This window comes from Desulforamulus reducens MI-1 (assembly GCF_000016165.1).
Lineage (GTDB): Bacteria > Bacillota > Desulfotomaculia > Desulfotomaculales > Desulfotomaculaceae > Desulfotomaculum > Desulfotomaculum reducens.
Window position 1 is genome coordinate 1,802,626 of sequence record NC_009253.1, and the last position, 16,489, is coordinate 1,819,114.

Annotated in this window: 15 protein-coding genes; 7 read left to right on the forward strand and 8 right to left on the reverse strand. The window is 41.8% G+C overall.

The annotated features are described in order from the left end of the window. Positions 1–51: 51 nt before the first annotated feature. Positions 52–705, forward strand: a complete 654-nt coding sequence (gene yunB / locus DRED_RS08845; protein ID WP_238442618.1) for a sporulation protein YunB — start codon at positions 52–54, stop codon at positions 703–705. Positions 706–878: 173 nt separating this feature from the next. On the opposite strand, the gene DRED_RS08850 is transcribed toward yunB, so the two are convergent. Continuing rightward, positions 879–1,703, reverse strand: coding sequence for a nitroreductase family protein (locus tag DRED_RS08850; protein ID WP_011877992.1), 825 nt, complete (start codon positions 1,701–1,703; stop codon positions 879–881). Positions 1,704–1,976: 273 nt separating this feature from the next. Here DRED_RS08850 and DRED_RS08855 point away from each other — a divergent pair, with 273 nt between their 5' ends. After that, complete coding sequence (locus DRED_RS08855; RefSeq protein ID WP_011877993.1) at positions 1,977–2,705, forward strand: YkgJ family cysteine cluster protein; 729 nt, start codon at positions 1,977–1,979, stop codon at positions 2,703–2,705. Between the two features lie 422 nt (positions 2,706–3,127). Here the strand turns inward: DRED_RS08855 and DRED_RS08860 are convergent, their stop codons facing one another. The 7 genes from DRED_RS08860 to nuoE (DRED_RS08890) form a co-directional block, all read right to left on the reverse strand. Beyond that, on the reverse strand, positions 3,128–4,909 hold the full coding sequence (locus DRED_RS08860) for an NADH-dependent [FeFe] hydrogenase, group A6 (protein ID WP_011877994.1): 1,782 nt from the start codon (positions 4,907–4,909) through the stop codon (positions 3,128–3,130). A 19-nt stretch (positions 4,910–4,928) separates the two neighbouring features. Then, positions 4,929–6,638, reverse strand: coding sequence for a NuoF family protein (locus DRED_RS08865; RefSeq protein WP_011877995.1), 1,710 nt, complete (start codon positions 6,636–6,638; stop codon positions 4,929–4,931). 23 nt (positions 6,639–6,661) lie between these two features. Further along, positions 6,662–7,138, reverse strand: coding sequence for an NADH-quinone oxidoreductase subunit NuoE (gene nuoE, locus DRED_RS08870; protein ID WP_011877996.1), 477 nt, complete (start codon positions 7,136–7,138; stop codon positions 6,662–6,664). Between the two features lie 307 nt (positions 7,139–7,445). Further along, entirely contained in the window at positions 7,446–7,649 is a 204-nt protein-coding gene (locus tag DRED_RS08875; RefSeq protein WP_041274546.1) for a hypothetical protein, read from the reverse strand. 267 nt (positions 7,650–7,916) lie between these two features. Further along, a complete protein-coding gene (locus tag DRED_RS08880; protein WP_011877997.1) occupies positions 7,917–9,896 on the reverse strand; it encodes a [FeFe] hydrogenase, group A in 1,980 nt (659 codons plus the stop codon). Positions 9,897–9,924: 28 nt separating this feature from the next. After that, a complete protein-coding gene (locus DRED_RS08885; RefSeq protein ID WP_011877998.1) occupies positions 9,925–11,808 on the reverse strand; it encodes an NADH-quinone oxidoreductase subunit NuoF in 1,884 nt (627 codons plus the stop codon). A gap of 12 nt (positions 11,809–11,820) precedes the next feature. Further along, positions 11,821–12,309 carry an NADH-quinone oxidoreductase subunit NuoE gene (nuoE, locus tag DRED_RS08890; protein ID WP_049755878.1) on the reverse strand — a complete coding sequence of 163 codons (489 nt, stop codon included), beginning with the start codon at positions 12,307–12,309 and terminating at the stop codon, positions 11,821–11,823. A gap of 589 nt (positions 12,310–12,898) precedes the next feature. Between nuoE (DRED_RS08890) and nadE the strand changes: the two genes are divergently transcribed. The 5 genes from nadE (at position 12,899) to ruvA (ending at position 16,476) form a co-directional block, all read left to right on the forward strand. Next, positions 12,899–13,624: an NAD(+) synthase gene (gene nadE / locus DRED_RS08895; protein ID WP_011878000.1), complete on the forward strand. Its 726-nt coding sequence runs from the start codon at positions 12,899–12,901 to the stop codon at positions 13,622–13,624. A gap of 85 nt (positions 13,625–13,709) precedes the next feature. After that, positions 13,710–14,438, forward strand: a complete 729-nt coding sequence (locus DRED_RS08900; protein WP_011878001.1) for a YebC/PmpR family DNA-binding transcriptional regulator — start codon at positions 13,710–13,712, stop codon at positions 14,436–14,438. 205 nt (positions 14,439–14,643) lie between these two features. Then, complete coding sequence (locus tag DRED_RS08905; RefSeq protein ID WP_011878002.1) at positions 14,644–15,264, forward strand: hypothetical protein; 621 nt, start codon at positions 14,644–14,646, stop codon at positions 15,262–15,264. A 124-nt stretch (positions 15,265–15,388) separates the two neighbouring features. After that, entirely contained in the window at positions 15,389–15,880 is a 492-nt protein-coding gene (gene ruvC, locus DRED_RS08910) for a crossover junction endodeoxyribonuclease RuvC (RefSeq protein WP_011878003.1), read from the forward strand. Then, a complete protein-coding gene (gene ruvA / locus DRED_RS08915; RefSeq protein WP_011878004.1) occupies positions 15,877–16,476 on the forward strand; it encodes a Holliday junction branch migration protein RuvA in 600 nt (199 codons plus the stop codon). The genes ruvC and ruvA overlap by 4 nt, the downstream gene beginning before the upstream one ends. Positions 16,477–16,489 lie beyond the last annotated feature (13 nt).

The following is a 16,489-nucleotide window of genomic DNA, read 5'->3' on the forward strand; positions in this document are numbered from 1 at the left end:
CTATAGGTTATCACCTTTTATTTCACCTCCACATATAGATAAGATGTGGAGGTGAAAGCTTTGTTTAAGAGGAAAAGACAAGTATCCGGTAAATTGTTGATTATATTTTTTATAGTGGGGTTGGTAGGAACTGTGGTCTTTATAGATCGTCTTCTGCAACCCACACTTTTTACCATTGCCCGGGTCAAGGCCATTCATATGGCAACGGAAATAGTAAATAAAATTGTTATGGAAAATTTAGCTCGGCAGCAATTAAAATATCAGGATTTCATCCAATTGCATAAGGATGAGGAAGGAAAAATTGTCTTTGTGCAGGCAGATACAATGAAGATCAATAAAGTATCCAATCAGATTACCCTTGAGATTCAAGAAAGCTTTAAGCAAATGGACAATCAAAGCATAAGCATTCCAGTGGGGCAATTGCTGGGAATTCATCTGCTGGCTGCCTTAGGGCCGGAATTAAACGTAAGGATGATTCCCTTGGGGATTATTCGAGTAGATGTTATTGACAAATTTGAGGGGGCCGGGATAAACCAAACCCGTCATTTAATTTGGTTAGATTTCCAATCGGAGTTTCAGATAGCCATCCCGTTATATAAAGAAGTATTTAAGGTTGCGACAAAAGTTCCACTGGCACAAAACATCATCGTGGGAGATGTTCCGCCGGCCCTTGTTACATTACAGGGAGGTATCCTGGGGAAATAAGATCTACAGCTCGGTGGCACGGGGTAGGTATTCTAGGTTCATAATAAGACCCGCAATAATGTTTGTATTGCGGGTCTTATTATGGGAAGATAAAGAATTTTATCTCATGTAATACAACAGTTGAGGTAGGTTGTTGGCAATGTGATTACTGTTGAATTTTATCGGGGCAACCCTTAGCGCCAGGAGATGACCGGTTCATTTCGCCGGGGGATACGATGGTAACGATATTTTGGATGACCAATGAGCAGTGCACCACAGCATCTATGATCTCCGGGTATTCCCAGGGCTTCTTTTGCCTGGGGATAAGCATTGGCAGCTAAGTTTAAAAATCCAGCCCAGCAAGCTCCTAGCCCCATGGAGAATGCAGCCAGTTCTAGATAAGTAAGGGCAATCACACAATCTGTTTGGGCCGTTGGTTGAGCGACCGGGGAGTGGGTTAAAATCACATGGGGTGCGTTGCGGCATATTTTATCTTCACCTTTTTCCCAGGAAGCAACTAAACTAGTTGCATAATTGGTGAAAGGGGCTGCAGGGTTTTCCTTCAGCATTAAACGCATCCAATCTATCACCAAACCAGCCATGCGGTTTACTTCATTTGTATTCTCAATAACCAGCCAGTTAACAGGTTGTTTGTTGCTACCCGAGGGCGCGCAGCGGGCAATATCGATTAATTTTAATAAAGTATCGTGTTGAACAGGTTGCTTTTTATAAGTGCGAATGGATCGTCGGGATGATAATAAATGTATGGTCTGCTCGGAACTGGGAAGCAGGTCCTTTTGTACTGGCGGACAGTCTTGGAACTGCATGGTTTTTAAAGTTAAAGCACCATGGGGGCAAACTGCCACACAATGCCCGCAGTTAATACAGATTTGATCAGCACCTGCTACCGGTCTGGGAAAAGCCTCCTTCCCAGCCATTTCAATAACGCCAACAGGGCATTCTGCAACACAAATGCCATCCCGCTTACATTTATTAGAATCCACAGTAAAAAGACTCATAATAATCCCCTTTCATATTTCTCTGATTCTTACTGCAAGGTTAAAATATTCATGTTTAATAAATAATAACAATTACCATATTTTTTGTTAAGTACGCACTAGGAGAAAATTTCGCACCAGTTTTGGTTGTGTCATTATCTCCTCTGGTGTTGAAAGAAAAGTCAGTAGTCCGTGATTTTGGAGTGGTGGAAAGGTGGTTTTATTTTTGAAAGCTGTCTTTACTAGTTATGGTATAATTGTTATAAAAGTAACAAGCGAGAGGTGAGGGGTAGAATGAGCAAAAATTTGAAATCAACAGATACGTTTAATTTTTCCTGCCATGAAGGCCTTTCCTGTTTTAAGCAATGCTGCAGGGATATTAATATATTTTTAACCCCCTATGATGTGTTGCGTATGAAACAATCCTTGGGAATGGTATCAGGAGAGTTTTTGAATATGTATACACATGTTATGCGTGTCCCAGGTTCAGGCTTTCCGGTGGTAATCCTCAAAATGCGCGAGGACAATCTGGTTTGTCCCTTTATAACTGATTATGGTTGTAAAGTGTATAATGTAAGACCCTGGTCCTGTCGAATGGCACCAATAGAAGTAAGGGGAGAAGGACTGTACGGTGTTGCCTTTGAAAAATCCCATTGCCACGGGTTGGAAGAAAGCAGACGATGGACTGTGGAGGAATGGATGAAAAATCAGGGACTGTATGAATACCAGGAACCTGAAGAACTATTTGGACAGATTCCTCTTAAAATTAGGTTAACCGGGGAAAAGAGTGCAGACCAACATATTATGGATATGATTTTTATGGGATGTTATGATCTTGATAGGTTTAGGGAAATACTCACGGCCAATCCTTCGATAGTTCAAAACAGTCAAATAGAAGTGGATATTAAGGATGACCTTTCGTTAATGAAATTTGCCTTCAGATGGTTACCGGAGCAACTTAATGATTCAAAACAGCGGCAAGTTTTAAGGGCTATTGTTGACAAACAAAGAACAAATAGCTAACTTTCAGGGTTTAGTTTTCTAAAGAAAACTTGGCTTACGCCATACCCTATAGGGCACAAGAGCCTTTAGGCGACGGCGTAAGCCTTAGTTGCCCTTATGCAAGTCGGAAAGTTTTATACTTTCCGACGTACTAAAAAACGAAGGACCTTGCTTTTGAAGCAAGGTCCTTCGTTTTTTAGTACTGCTGTTTAGTGAAGTATTGTCCCTTGGGATTGCTTGGGGGTAGAGTAATACTAAAAAAGAACAAATTTTGATGTTCTAAAACGGAACAATGATAACCTTTGGAACGTTAAAAAAGAGATAAAATAGAACAAATTTTACAAATACTTAGCTTTATATTGTGGCATATAAATTGCATATAATAGCTATATAAGAAAAGATTAACCCGACTTTGCGTCGGGTTAATAAAAACAAAATATAATCTAATGATGTTCTCCTGAGGGTACTTTATTCGGTAGGCCTTCTGGTTTCCTATAAACGCCACGGGGCACATAGTGGGTATGAAGAAGTTTATGTGACTTCTCTCCCAGGGGTTCTCCCAAGAATTCTTCATAAATTGCCTTGATGGCAGGGTTTTCATGGGATTTACGAAGTGGCAAAGCTTCATCAGCCCTATAGGTGCCGGCAATACGTTTAAGGCGTACTTCTAGGTTCGTAGGAATAGGTTGACCACCGCCGCCAATACAACCACCAGGGCAGCACATTATTTCGATAAAGTGATAATCGGCTTCGCCGGCACGGATTTTATCTAAAAGTTTACGGGCATTACCCAGGGTATGAGCAACTGCTACTTTTACATCTAGGTCTCCAACCTTAAGGGTAGCTTCTTTAATACCTTCCATGCCACGTACTGGGGTTAAGTTAATATTTGGCATGGCTTCCTTGGTAAGTACTTCGTATACAGTACGTACAGCTGCTTCCATTACACCGCCGGTAACACCGAAGATAACCGCAGCACCAGTGGATAAGCCCATTGGGGCATCGTAATCGTCATCGGAAAGATTATCCCAATCAATGCCAATTTCTCGGAGCATACGTGCAAGTTCGCGGGTGGTAAGAACAATGTCCACATCCTGATAACCACTGTCCCTAAGTTCATCACGCTGGGCTTCAAACTTCTTAGCTGTACAAGGCATGATCGATACACTGACGATATTGGCTGGATCAATTGCTTTTTTCTCAGCATAGAAGGACTTAACCAGTGCTCCAAACATTTGTTGAGGGGACTTACAAGTGGAAAGGTGAGCCAACAGGTCGGGATAATACATTTCAATGTATTTAATCCAACCAGGACTGCAGGAAGTGATCATCGGCAGTACGCCACCTTCGGTGACCCGCTTAATAAATTCATTACCCTCTTCTAAAATGGTTAAGTCAGCTGCAAAGTCGGTATCCATGACGCTATCAAAGCCGAGGCGACGTAGAGCTGCAACCAGTTTGCCGGTACTAACAGTGCCTGGTTCCATACCAAATTCTTCAGCAATGGCTACGCGTACTGCGGGTGCAGTTTGAACAACCACGTGTTTGGTTGAATCATCCAGAGCGCGCCATACTTTACCAGTGTCATCCACTTCAGTGATGGCACCAGTGGGGCAGACTAGGGTGCACTGACCGCACATGGTGCAGTTTACATCAAACAGACCTTGGTTAAATGGAGGTGCAATGGTGGTTTCAAAGCCACGGTTTACAGCACTGATACACTTAACGCCTTGTACCTTTTCGCAAACTGCTACACAACGACGGCACAAAATACACTTCCGAGGGTCACGAACGATGGATGGGGAAGAGTTGTCGATATCGTCTTTACTATGGCTTTGGGAAGGTCTTATAAAACGAACCTCTTTAAGTCCCATGGCTTCGGAAAGAGCTTGCAGTTCACAATTGTTGTTACGCAGGCAGGTGTTGCATTCCTGCGGGTGATTAGACTGAATCAGTTCAAGAGTCATTTTGCGGGAAGCTCTAACGGCTGCTGAGTTGGTCTTTACAACCATGCCTTCCGTAGCTGGGGTAACACAGGCAGCCTGGAGGGCCCGGGCACCTACTACTTCTACCACGCAAATACGACAGGCGCCAATGGCATTAATCTCTTTCATATAGCAAAGGGTTGGAATATTAATGCCAATTTTTTTCGCAGCATCTAATATCGTTGAACCTTGTTCAACTTCAACTTTTACATTGTCAATGGTTAGTGTTACAGTTGCCATGCCTTTTCCCTCCTATCCTCTAGGATTTTAGGCCTTTGCGGGGCATTTTGCAAACGCCAGCCGGGCAGGTTTTATCCTTAATGTGGGCTTCAAATTCATCACGGAAATAACGCAAGGTGCTAAGAATGGGATTGGGAGCAGTTTGGCCTAATCCACAAAGGGCAGAGGCCTTGATAGAGTTGGCCAGTTCAACTAATAGATCTAAATCCTCTGGCTTGCCTAATCCCTTTGTAATACGCTCGAGTATTTCCAGCATTCTCTTGGTACCAATACGGCAAGGGGTACATTTGCCGCAGGATTCATCCTGCGTAAAGCCTAAATAGAATTTAGCTAGGTCTACCATACAGGTACTTTCGTCTACAATGATCATACCGCCTGAACCAACGATAGAACCAAGGGCTGCTAGGTTTTCATAATCAATAGGAGTATCTAAATAAGCAGCAGGAATACAACCGCCGGATGGACCTCCGGTTTGGGCAGCTTTAAAGGCTTTGCCATTTGGTACTCCGCCGCCAATGTCTTCTACCATTTCGCGTAAAGTAAGGCCTAATGGAATTTCTACTAAACCAGTGTTGTTAATCTTACCGGCCAAAGTGAAAACCTTGGTGCCTTTACTCTTTTCTGTACCCATGGTGGCATACCATTCACCACCGTTAATAATAATGGGGCAGATACTAGCATAGGTTTCAACGTTATTCAGCAGGGTTGGTTTCTCAAATAAACCGGAGACAGCAGGGAAGGGGGGGCGTGGACGAGGCTCACCACGGCGACCTTCAATAGAGGCTAAGAGGGCAGTTTCTTCGCCGCACACAAAAGCTCCGGCACCCACACGAATTTCGATATCAAAACTGAAATCTGATTCTAAAATGTTGTTACCCAGCAAGCCCACTTCTCTGGCACGGGCAAGGGCCTTATTAAAGTGATCAATGGCTTTGGGATACTCTAAACGAATGTAAGCATAACCCTTATTGGCGCCCACTGCATACCCGCCAATGGTCATAGCTTCAATGACAGAATAGGGATCATCTTCTAATACAGAACGATCCATGAAGGCACCCGGGTCACCCTCGTCACCGTTGCAAACAACATATTTCTGGTCGGATTTTTGGTCTAGTACAAATTGCCATTTTAAACCAGTGGGAAAACCGCCGCCACCCCGACCACGCAGACCGGATTTTTTCACTTCGTCTACGACCTGCTGGGGAGTCATTTCCTGCAGAGTCTTAGCCAGTGCTTTAAATCCACCCACTGCAATGTATTCTTCGATAGAAGTTTGGTTGATTAGACCACAGTTACGGAGTGCATTCCGTTTTTGCTTTTTAAAGAAAGTCATGTCAGATTTGCGGGGTTGTACAGTTCCATCAGCAGTGTGATAGCACAGACGATCCACATACTTGCCTTCCTTCAGATGAGAAGTAACCAGTTCCTCGGCATCCTCGGGTTGAACACGACAGTAATAATAACCATCTGGGAATACTGTTATTACAGGTCCCATTTCACAGGTACCCATACAACCTGTAACCACTAATTTAACTGTATCTTGCAAGCCTTGGCTGTCAATTGCCTTTTGCAGAGCTTGCAAAGTATTTTGACAACCAACTGAATGACATCCGGTACCGCCGCATACTAAAACGTGATATTTGAAATTGTCGGATGGTTCTTCACCCAAACGTAATTTAATACCTTCCTTAGCAGTTGCTCTTAGCAATTCTAATTCTTTAAAATTCATTTATCTTCACCTCCCTGGAGGTATTATTCATATTTGCTTAACACTTCAGTTACTTTTTCTGCAGTCATACGGGGATAAACTTCACCGTTTACTGTCAATACCGGTGCAATACCACAGGCACCCAAACATCTTACTAAATCCAGACTAAAGCGCCGATCTTCCGTGGTATTACCTGCTTTAATGCCCATTTCTTTTTCTAACATACTTTGAACTTCAGGTGCTCCTTTTACATAACAAGCTGTTCCCAGACAAAGGTTCACGGAATGTCTTCCCCTAGGACGAAGGCTAAAGGCAGCATAAAAAGTAGCCACACCGTAAACGTCACTGAGAGGAACACCTAACTCCTCGGCAGTTCTTACTAACAAATCTTTGGGAAGGTACCCTTGAGATTCTTGAATGGCCGCCATGACCACAATAAGGCCATTGGGATTGCCCTTATATTGAGCAAAAAGCGCATCCAACTTCGACTGATTACAGTTGCATGTGCACTCAGTACCCATATGGTTTCCTCCTTTCGTCGGAAGCAAATATTTTGACATTACGTATTCTGCTTCTTGTTTTTTAATCTGAAATTAGAACTAGCGAAACTAAAGGTAGTAAAAATTCTGTTTTTATAATTTACTACCTTCACCAAACCCCAAACCTATCTAAATAATATCCTCTTTATGCAGCTACCACCTTCTTTCAATGGTATATTTGCCCTTAATCATAAATTGAGTATATTTTTAAGTAATAAATAATTATGCTTTAAAGGGTTGTGGTAAAACCTTTTCGTAAAACACTAGTTGCCACTTGAAAACTATTTGTTTAAGTTATACAAACCAGTTGTCCATAATGGTCAAAGTGAGGGGTATACTCCATCTGTTTCTCTTTTGACATATAAATGAATTGATCGTAAGCGTCGACATAGGTTTCAAACTTTGGTGCATTAAAACTACATATAGTGGTGATGGAGTATTTGGCAATGGTTGTAATTGTCATGTGCCCGTTGATCAGTTGTTGAGATACCAACTGTCACACCTCCATTCCCTAAAAATATTCTATACATTTCCAAATGTTAAAACTGTCTGAAATATGACAAAATTAAATATTTAGTTAAATAAGGTATACTAATTTAAACATTATAAATATTCAAACAATTTTAACTATGTTCATTCTACTCTAGATTGTTCGTAAGCGTCAAGTAGTTTTATAAGATTTTAAACGACAAATTAACTATCTGAATTACTTGCACTAAATTAAAAAACAGGTGCAAACAAGCACCTGTTTATAACATTTCTATTTAGAGCAGCAACCACAACTACAACCGCACTTTTTTTGAATGGATTCTAAAGCATTTTCTGGAGTGACGTGTAGGATTTCATCATTAACCTTAACGGATACACCGTTGCCACAGTTTTCTAGACAGAAAACACCTTTGACTTTAACTGGTAAGTTAACTAGCTTTTCTATTAAACTAATGGAACCTTTTTTCATGCAACCTTCGCCAATACATACGGTTATTTCTGGACCATTACCATCTTTGATTACAATTTCATTACCGGCAACACGTCTTTTGGGATTATAGTGGGTGTGCAAATCATGGTGGGTATCATGGTTGCAGCAACCACCCCAATATTTTTCAAAAATTTTATTTAGATCTTCATTATCCTGTGCTTTATGAAGCTCTAGTTTTGCATCAATACCATAAATTTCACTGGCCCTGGCTTTGCGGTGTTCGTTATCATTTTGGAAGGGCTGGCCGCCGCCTCCTACACAGCCACCGGGACAAGCCATAACTTCTACTGCCTGAACATCTAATTCACCAGACTGGATCTTTTGAATTAAAGCTTCTGTGGCAGACAGTCCATTTACCACAGCCAGATTTAGCTTATTGTCACCTACATTTATGCTGGCAATTTTAGTATCTTCCATACCACGGGTGAATTCTACGTCAACTCGGCCTTCTGCATTGAGAAGTTTCCCGGCAACGTAACGAATGACAGATTCCATTACCCCACCAGTGGTACCAAACAATACTCCAGAACCGGTAGCTTGTTGCATCGGTTGGTCAAATTCCGATTCTTCTAGTGTATTGAAAATAATGCCAGCTTCTTTAATCATCCGGGCAGCTTCAACAGTTGTTAATACTGCGTCTACATCATAGGCGCCTTCGGTGGTAAACTCCGGACGTTTTGCTTCATATTTTTTAGCGGTACAGGGCATCACCGATACCACAAACATATCTTGTGGGGCAATCCCCAGTTCCTTGGCGTACTTTTTCTTTAATACAGCACCAAACATTTGTTGTGGTGACCGGCAACTCGATAAATTGCTAAGCAGTTCAGGATGGAATTCCTCCGCATATTTTACCCAACCGGGGCAACAGGAGGTAAAGAGGGGAAGATTCTCTCCCTTTACAAGCCTGCTTAAAAATTCATTGGACTCTTCGATGGTTGTCATATCGGCTGTGAATACTGTGTCGAAGACTTTGTCAAAACCTATTTTACGCAGAGCTGTTACGACTTTTTTAGTTACATCAACGGAACCCAGGCCAAATTCTTCTCCGAGGGCTGCTCTGGGAGCCGGGGCTATCTGGCAAACAACGGTCTTTTTAGGATCACGAATGGCCGCCCAAATTTCTTGTATAGAAGAGGAGTTGGATGTAAGGGCTCCTGTAGGACAAACCGCGATGCACTGACCGCAGTTAATACAAGCAGATTCAGACAAAGGCTGATCCATAGCGGCAACAATATCAGTACGAGAACCACGGTTTTTGAAATCCCATACACCAATGCCTTGTTTTTCTTTACATACCCGTACACATAAACCGCATAGGATACACTTGTTGGGATCCCGAACAATAGACAGGCTTGAAGTATCCAATGGAGCCATTGTTGTACGATTTGGATAGCGCAAACGTTTAATACCATAGTCATTGGCATACTTTTGAAGTTTGCAAGCCCCGCTGGAGTCACAGGTTGTACACTCACGGTCGTGATTTGCCAAAAGGAGTTCCAGTACCATTTTGCGTACTCTGTTAACTTTTTCTGAATTGGTATAAACCACCATACCATCTGTGGGAGCGGTAGAACAGGAAGCCTGAACGCCCATTCTCTCAATTTCTACCACACACAAACGACAAGCACCCGCAATGGTTAGTTCAGGATGATAGCAGAGGGTAGGGATATCAATACCTACTTTTCGTGCAACAGCCAGAATATTCTTTTCATCGGTAAAATCTATAATTTGACCATTAATGGTAATTTTTCCACTCATTACGTCACACCCTTTCTCAGATAACCAGCTACCTGATCTCTATAGAGCCAAACTTACATTTTTCCATACAAGCACCGCACTTCAAGCAGAGATCTACATTAATGACATGGGGTTGCTTCTTTTCTCCGGTGATGGCACCGGCGGGACATACTCTGGAACATACAGTACAACCCTTGCATTTTTCAGGATTAATGTAGTATTCCTTTAAGGCTTGACAGGCACCTGCAGGACATTTTTTGTCACGTACGTGCGCAATATATTCGTCACGGAAGTAACGGAGAGTGGTCAGAACCGGGTTCGGTGCAGTTTTTCCTAGTCCGCATAAAGACCCGTCCTTAACGTTTTGTGCCAATTCTTCCAAAAGATCAAGATCTGCTTCAGTTCCTTTTCCCTCAGTTATCTTGGTTAAAAGGGCCAGTAATTGTTTGGTTCCCTCGCGGCAGGGGACACATTTGCCGCAGGATTCGTTTTGCACGAAGCCCATAAAGAACTTGGCGGTTTCGACCATGCAGGTGTCATCACCCATAACAACCAAGCCACCGGAACCAATCATGGCGCCCACTTTCATTAATTCATCATAATCTAGGGGCAAATCTAATTTATCTTCTGTTAGACAACCACCGGAGGGGCCACCAATTTGAACAGATTTATATTTTTTTCCATCCCTGAGACCACCACCAATGTCAAATACCACTTCACGCAGGGTAACGCCCATGGGCACTTCTACTAGACCCGTATTTTGCACCTGACCAGCCAGGGCAAAGGTTTTGGTTCCAGAGCTGCCGGCAGTACCATATTTTTTGAACTCGCCAGCTCCATTGTTGATAATGTAGCGTAGGTTTGCCAAGGTTTCTACGTTGTTAATAATGGTGGGACATCCCCATAAACCTTTAACAGCCGGGAAGGGAGGACGTGGACGAGGCATACCGCGTTCACCTTCAATGGAGGCGATAAGAGCAGTTTCCTCACCGCATACAAAGGCTCCGGCACCTTCTTTGATATTAATTTTGAAATTAAAATCACTGCCTAAAATATTGTTGCCCAATAATCCATGTGCTTCGGCGTCTGCAATAGCCTTACGCATGCGTTTAATTGCCAGGGGATATTCGGCTCTAGCATAGATATAACCCTCATTAGCCCCTATGGCGTATCCAGCAATCATCATGCCCTCTAATACGGAGTGTGGGTTGCCCTCCATTACAGAACGATCCATGAAGGCGCCCGGATCACCCTCATCTCCGTTACAAATGATATATTTCTTGGGTCCAGGTTGCGAAGCAGCAAAGGACCATTTGCGACCAGTGGGGAATCCACCGCCGCCCCGACCCCTTAAACCGGAATCGTTAACTTCCTTAATAACTTCTTCTGGGTTCATTTCCTGTAGTATCTTGCTGATGGCCCGATAGCCGCGGTGCGCAATATAATCATAGATATCATCGGGATCAATACGGCCACAATAACGTAAAGTCACGCGTTCTTGGCGTTTATAGAAAGGGTTTTCATCCTGTGTTTTAATTTTTTCACCGGTATTAGGATCCTCATATAATAAACGTTCCACAATACCGTTATTTAGAACGGTTGTATTAACGATTTCTTCCGCATCTTCTTCTTTTACCTTGCAGTAAAGTAGTCCAGATGGTTCAAAACGAACCAGAGGTCCCATCTGACAAAAACCGTGACAACCACTTATGTTTACAGCTATCCCTTCGTGACTTACTTCTTCTACTAGCTCAACACTGGTTAGAAGTCCCTTTTCTTCAATCATTCTTTTTAATGCTGCGTATACCTTTAAAGAGCCGTTGGCCACACATCCTGTACCAGCACAGACTAAGATGCGCATCTTTTCTTGATCAAGGGCAGCCTTTACCTTCTGTCTAAGTTGTTTTAGATCATCATGACTTTTTATTAGCATCTATAGTCCCCCCTAATTTTCACTGGCAGCAGGTGCCAATTTTCTTACTATTTCTAAGATCCCATCCGGGGTCATTTGACCATGAACTTCCTCATCGGCAACCACAACTGGAGCTAGTCCGCAAGCTCCTAAACAGGAGACTGTTTCTAAAGTAAACATTAAATCATCCGTGGTTGGTTTTTCTGTGTTAATGCCAAGTTCCTTTCGTAACGCCATCATAATGGGCTCTGACCCACGCACGTGACATGCAGTTCCATCACAAACACGGATAACGTACTTGCCCTTTGGGATTAGAGAAAACTGAGCATAGAAGGTTGCTACTCCCAGTACGGTGGCTGGGGAGATTCCCATTGATGTAGCTATGTAGGTTAAAACTTCCTTCGGCAAATAACCGTAGTCTGATTGCACTTCTTGTAATATTCCAATCAAATGAGAAACCTTTCCCTCGTGTGAATCAATTATCTTTTGAACATTTAGGAATTTTATATCTCTATTTTCCATCATAAACCCCCCTTTGGTGTTAAAAACCATGTGATCTGCCTATAACTGATATGATGTTAATTTTTAAAACCACCTCTTTTCAAAAATAAATAGAGCCAAATGAAAATATTCTTTAAAAATTATTACTTATTAGAGGAAAAACACCACCCAACAAGATAGCAAGAATTTTAAATCATGTCTATATATTTAGACATTTTTCTAAATAATTATTTAAATAATTATTTAGAAAAATAAAATATACATATTAAGTAGAAAGAAAGAGAAATCACGAGATAATTACCATTGTTGACAAAATTGTTTTTAAATGATAAAGATTCTGAATATATTATAGGCATCTAAATATTACCTTGTCAATTCAAGAATAGTAATTATTAGAAATATACGTCTAATTAATTGTACACAAATGCGAAAATAGTATAACTATAGTTACTAGTAAAAATAGTTATATAAATCAGACAATACTGATAAATTTTCTAGTAAAAATAGCTTGAGGTTGTGAAGGATTTCTTCAATTTGTTTCTGTTTGCGCCTGAGGTCAAGCTATGATATTATGAAGTTATAAAAGGCCTAGGGGGGGCTTGTCTGAGTGATGAAGGACTTGGCGGAGAAACTATCACAATGGGTTAAGGATGAGGTTGAAAAAGCAGGTGCCCAGGGTGCGGTAGTGGGACTCAGTGGCGGGATCGATTCTTCCTGTGTTGCAGCTCTATGTAAACGAGCTTTTCCGGACAATGTGTTGGGTGTTATAATGCCCTGTTATAGTAATCCAGAGGATGCAGCAGATGCAAAATTATTAGCCAAAACATTGTCTGTGCCCTATGAAGAAATAGAATTAGATGAGCCCTTTGACTGGTTTATTCAGCGATTGACTGGACAAGATTATGATATTCATAGTTGTGATTTATCGATTGTAAATATTAAACCCAGATTAAGGATGACTACTTTATATTATTATTCAAATCGGCATAATTATTTAGTAGTAGGAACCACCAATAAAGCTGAAATGGTAGTGGGCCACTACACAAAATATGGTGACGGTGGAGCAGATATCCTTCCACTGGCAAACTTGGCTAAGTCTGAAGTGAGGGCTTTAGCCAAAGAGCTTGGTATACCACAGAGAATTATTGATAAGGCTCCCTCAGCTGGTTTGTGGTTTGGACATTGTGATGAAAAAGAAATGGGAATTAGTTATGAAGCTTTGGATCAATATATCTTAACCGGAGATACTTTGGCAGAAGCGAAAAGGACCATACAAGCCTTAGAGAAAAAAAGAGAGCACAAAAGGTTTATGCCACCGACTCCTCCGGTACGTTAATAAAAATATATTATTAAATAAGAAGCTAGGTTAGCCTGGAACAGCCAGTGCAAACCGAGCTTTTTTCAGGGAAAGGGGTATTTCATTGTCGGGACACTCAAAATGGTCAACAATTAAACGTAAAAAAGCTAAAATTGACTCCCAGAGAGGGAAGGTATTTACCAAATTATCTAAAGAAATTATTATTGCTGCCAGAAATGGTGGGGCAGACCCCAATGGCAATATGCGTCTGAAAGCTGCCATCGAGAAGGCCAAAATTGCCAATATTCCCAATGACAATATTCAAAGGGCAATTCAAAAGGGCGCAGGCGGTGGAGACGGTGCTAATTTTGAAGAATTTAGTTATGAAGGTTACGGCCCAGGCGGTATCGCAATTCTATTAAATGTAGCAACAGACAATCGCAATAGAACTGCCGGAGAAGTAAGACATATATTATCAAAGCACGGTGGTAATCTGGGTGAAACTGGTTGTGTGAACTGGATGTTTGATGAAAAGGGTATTATTATTATTGATCGATCTGAGGTCAATATGAGTGAAGATGATATTATGCTGGCAGCCCTTGAGGCTGGTGCCGAGGACGTAAAGGTTGAGGATGACAGTTTTGAAATTAGTACTGCACCTGAGGATTTACAATCAGTAAAGACAGCCCTAATTGATCAAGGAATTCCTGTGGCCGACGCAGATACAACCATGGTACCTCAAACCACTGTAAAATTACAAGGTGAAGACGCTGAGAAGATGAACAAAATGATCGAGTTATTAGAAGATAACGATGATATTCAAGAGGTATTTACAAACTACGAAGAAGAGTAAACCGGGGAAACCCGGTTTTTTGCATATTAGAAGTATAATACTTTGAAATAAGTAAAAGGTAACTAAGGCTTACGCCATCGCCTAAAGGTTCTCGTGCCCTATAGGGTATGGCGCAAGCCAAGTTTTTCTAATATATTTTAGATACTCTTTGGGTTTGAATGGCCCATAGACTGGAAATACTAGCCAACTAAAGGAGTTGGTTAGTATGCTCAGAAGACTATTTTACCTGGGCCTTGTTGGTATTATCCTTCTTTTTATTACAGGAATAACCCTGGGTGGAGAAGAACTTTTAGGCAAGGGACATGTCAATTATCTATCTGCTTTACAAGTATTTGCCCAGCCAAATCAACCTGCTATTGAACCGGATTCCGTTATCCGGGAAGAAAATGTGTTTCTATGTGGTGACATAGAAGAAGTGGCCAGAAAAAATACTTCAACACTGAAGATAAAGGATGTAAAGGATATTGAGAGTCTCTATACTGACCAGGGGTATACCCTAAGCTACCATAATAAAGAGATCTTGGCCCAACGGAAAGTCAAAGAATTTTGCAGCTATCATCGAAACTTTCGGCATTTAGGAATTTATAATAACAAATTGGCGGTTTTTCAAGGACCCCTGGGGTATAATCAAAAACTGATAAGAGTTGAAAATACAATTCCAGTTGAAAGTCTGTCTGCGGGTTTTCAGGTTAAACTGCAACAGTCTATGGATTTCTTTCAAATGACACCGGAAACCCAGGCTGTACTTCGATATGAGTTGGAATTTGCTGGTGAAGAAGCCCTAAATGCAATCCTAGAAAACCTTGACGAATTCCAGGCGGAATAGGTGCCTGTTGTATCGATTTTTCTGAATGCCTTTAGGCGTAAAATAATGATTATAAATTTACTGAAACAACAGAACAATAGTTTGTAGTATAATATTCCCAGTCAACTTTTCTCTGGAGGTAAAAATGATTATATTAGGCATAGATCCCGGCACAGCCATAACGGGCTATGGCGTTATAGAATTTATTGGGAATCGCTACAAACCTATTACTTATAGTTGTTTAAGAACAGAACCCGACTTACCCCTGGATCTCCGACTTAAAAAACTTTATCAGGGTTTAATGGATATCATCAAAAGATACCAACCAGACTGCATGGCTGTTGAAGAATTATTTTTTAATAAAAATGCTCGAACCGCTCTGGCAGTAGGGCATGCCAGAGGCATTGCGCTGTTGGCAGGGGCCAACTCAAGTATCCCGGTTGCTGAATATACACCTTTGCAAGTGAAGCAGGCTGTAACGGGCTATGGCAAGGCAGAGAAACAACAGATTCAATTTATGGTTAAAACATTACTGTCACTGCCGGAGATTCCTAAACCAGACGATGTTGCGGATGCTTTAGCCGTTGCAATTTGCCATGCCCAATGGAGTTCTACTTTTGGAGGAAGGATAAAATGATTGCGTATATAAAGGGTTTATTAGCAGCCGATGGGCCAGGTTGGGTAGTTATAGATGTGAATGGTATCGGCTATCATGTAAGTATACCATCAACCACCCAGTTGCCTGCTCTGGGGCACGAGGTTAAGCTTTTCACTCATATGAGTGTAAGGGAAGATGGCATTCAGTTCTTTGGTTTCGCCAAGGAAGATGAAAAGGAATGTTTTTTGCTATTGCTAAATGTGGCGGGCGTAGGTCCCAAGGTAGCTCTGGCAGTAGTGTCACATTTGCCGCCAAGCAACCTAAGATCGGCCATAGCCATAGAAGATGTTAATCAATTGGTGAAAGTACCCGGTGTAGGTAAAAAAACTGCACAAAGAATATTGCTGGAACTGAAAGATAAACTCAAGGGAATGGCAGCAGTGGAGCATAGTACGCTACAACAATCGGTCATTACCACGGGAAGTGGAGACGAGGCTGTCGAGGCGCTGCTGGCACTGGGATATTCCCAAGGAGAAGCCAGGGATGCAGTAAAAAAGGCACAAAAAAGTGCACCAGAAGAGGATTTATCTGCCTTGATTAAAATAGCTCTCAAAGAACTGGCACCGTCCAGGTAACTTGGAGGAATGA

Coding starts and splice junctions, on each gene's coding strand:
- DRED_RS08905 (WP_011878002.1), top strand. CDS start 14,644: ATGCTCAGAAGACTATTTTACCTGGGCCTTGTTGGTATTATCCTTCTT.
- DRED_RS08885 (WP_011877998.1), bottom strand. CDS start 11,808: ATGCTAATAAAAAGTCATGATGATCTAAAACAACTTAGACAGAAGGTA.
- nuoE (WP_011877996.1), bottom strand. CDS start 7,138: ATGGGTACTGAGTGCACATGCAACTGTAATCAGTCGAAGTTGGATGCG.
- ruvC (WP_011878003.1), top strand. CDS start 15,389: ATGATTATATTAGGCATAGATCCCGGCACAGCCATAACGGGCTATGGC.
- DRED_RS08850 (WP_011877992.1), bottom strand. CDS start 1,703: ATGAGTCTTTTTACTGTGGATTCTAATAAATGTAAGCGGGATGGCATT.
- ruvA (WP_011878004.1), top strand. CDS start 15,877: ATGATTGCGTATATAAAGGGTTTATTAGCAGCCGATGGGCCAGGTTGG.
- DRED_RS08880 (WP_011877997.1), bottom strand. CDS start 9,896: ATGAGTGGAAAAATTACCATTAATGGTCAAATTATAGATTTTACCGAT.
- DRED_RS08860 (WP_011877994.1), bottom strand. CDS start 4,909: ATGGCAACTGTAACACTAACCATTGACAATGTAAAAGTTGAAGTTGAA.
- nadE (WP_011878000.1), top strand. CDS start 12,899: ATGAAGGACTTGGCGGAGAAACTATCACAATGGGTTAAGGATGAGGTT.
- DRED_RS08865 (WP_011877995.1), bottom strand. CDS start 6,638: ATGAATTTTAAAGAATTAGAATTGCTAAGAGCAACTGCTAAGGAAGGT.
- DRED_RS08855 (WP_011877993.1), top strand. CDS start 1,977: ATGAGCAAAAATTTGAAATCAACAGATACGTTTAATTTTTCCTGCCAT.
- nuoE (WP_049755878.1), bottom strand. CDS start 12,309: ATGGAAAATAGAGATATAAAATTCCTAAATGTTCAAAAGATAATTGAT.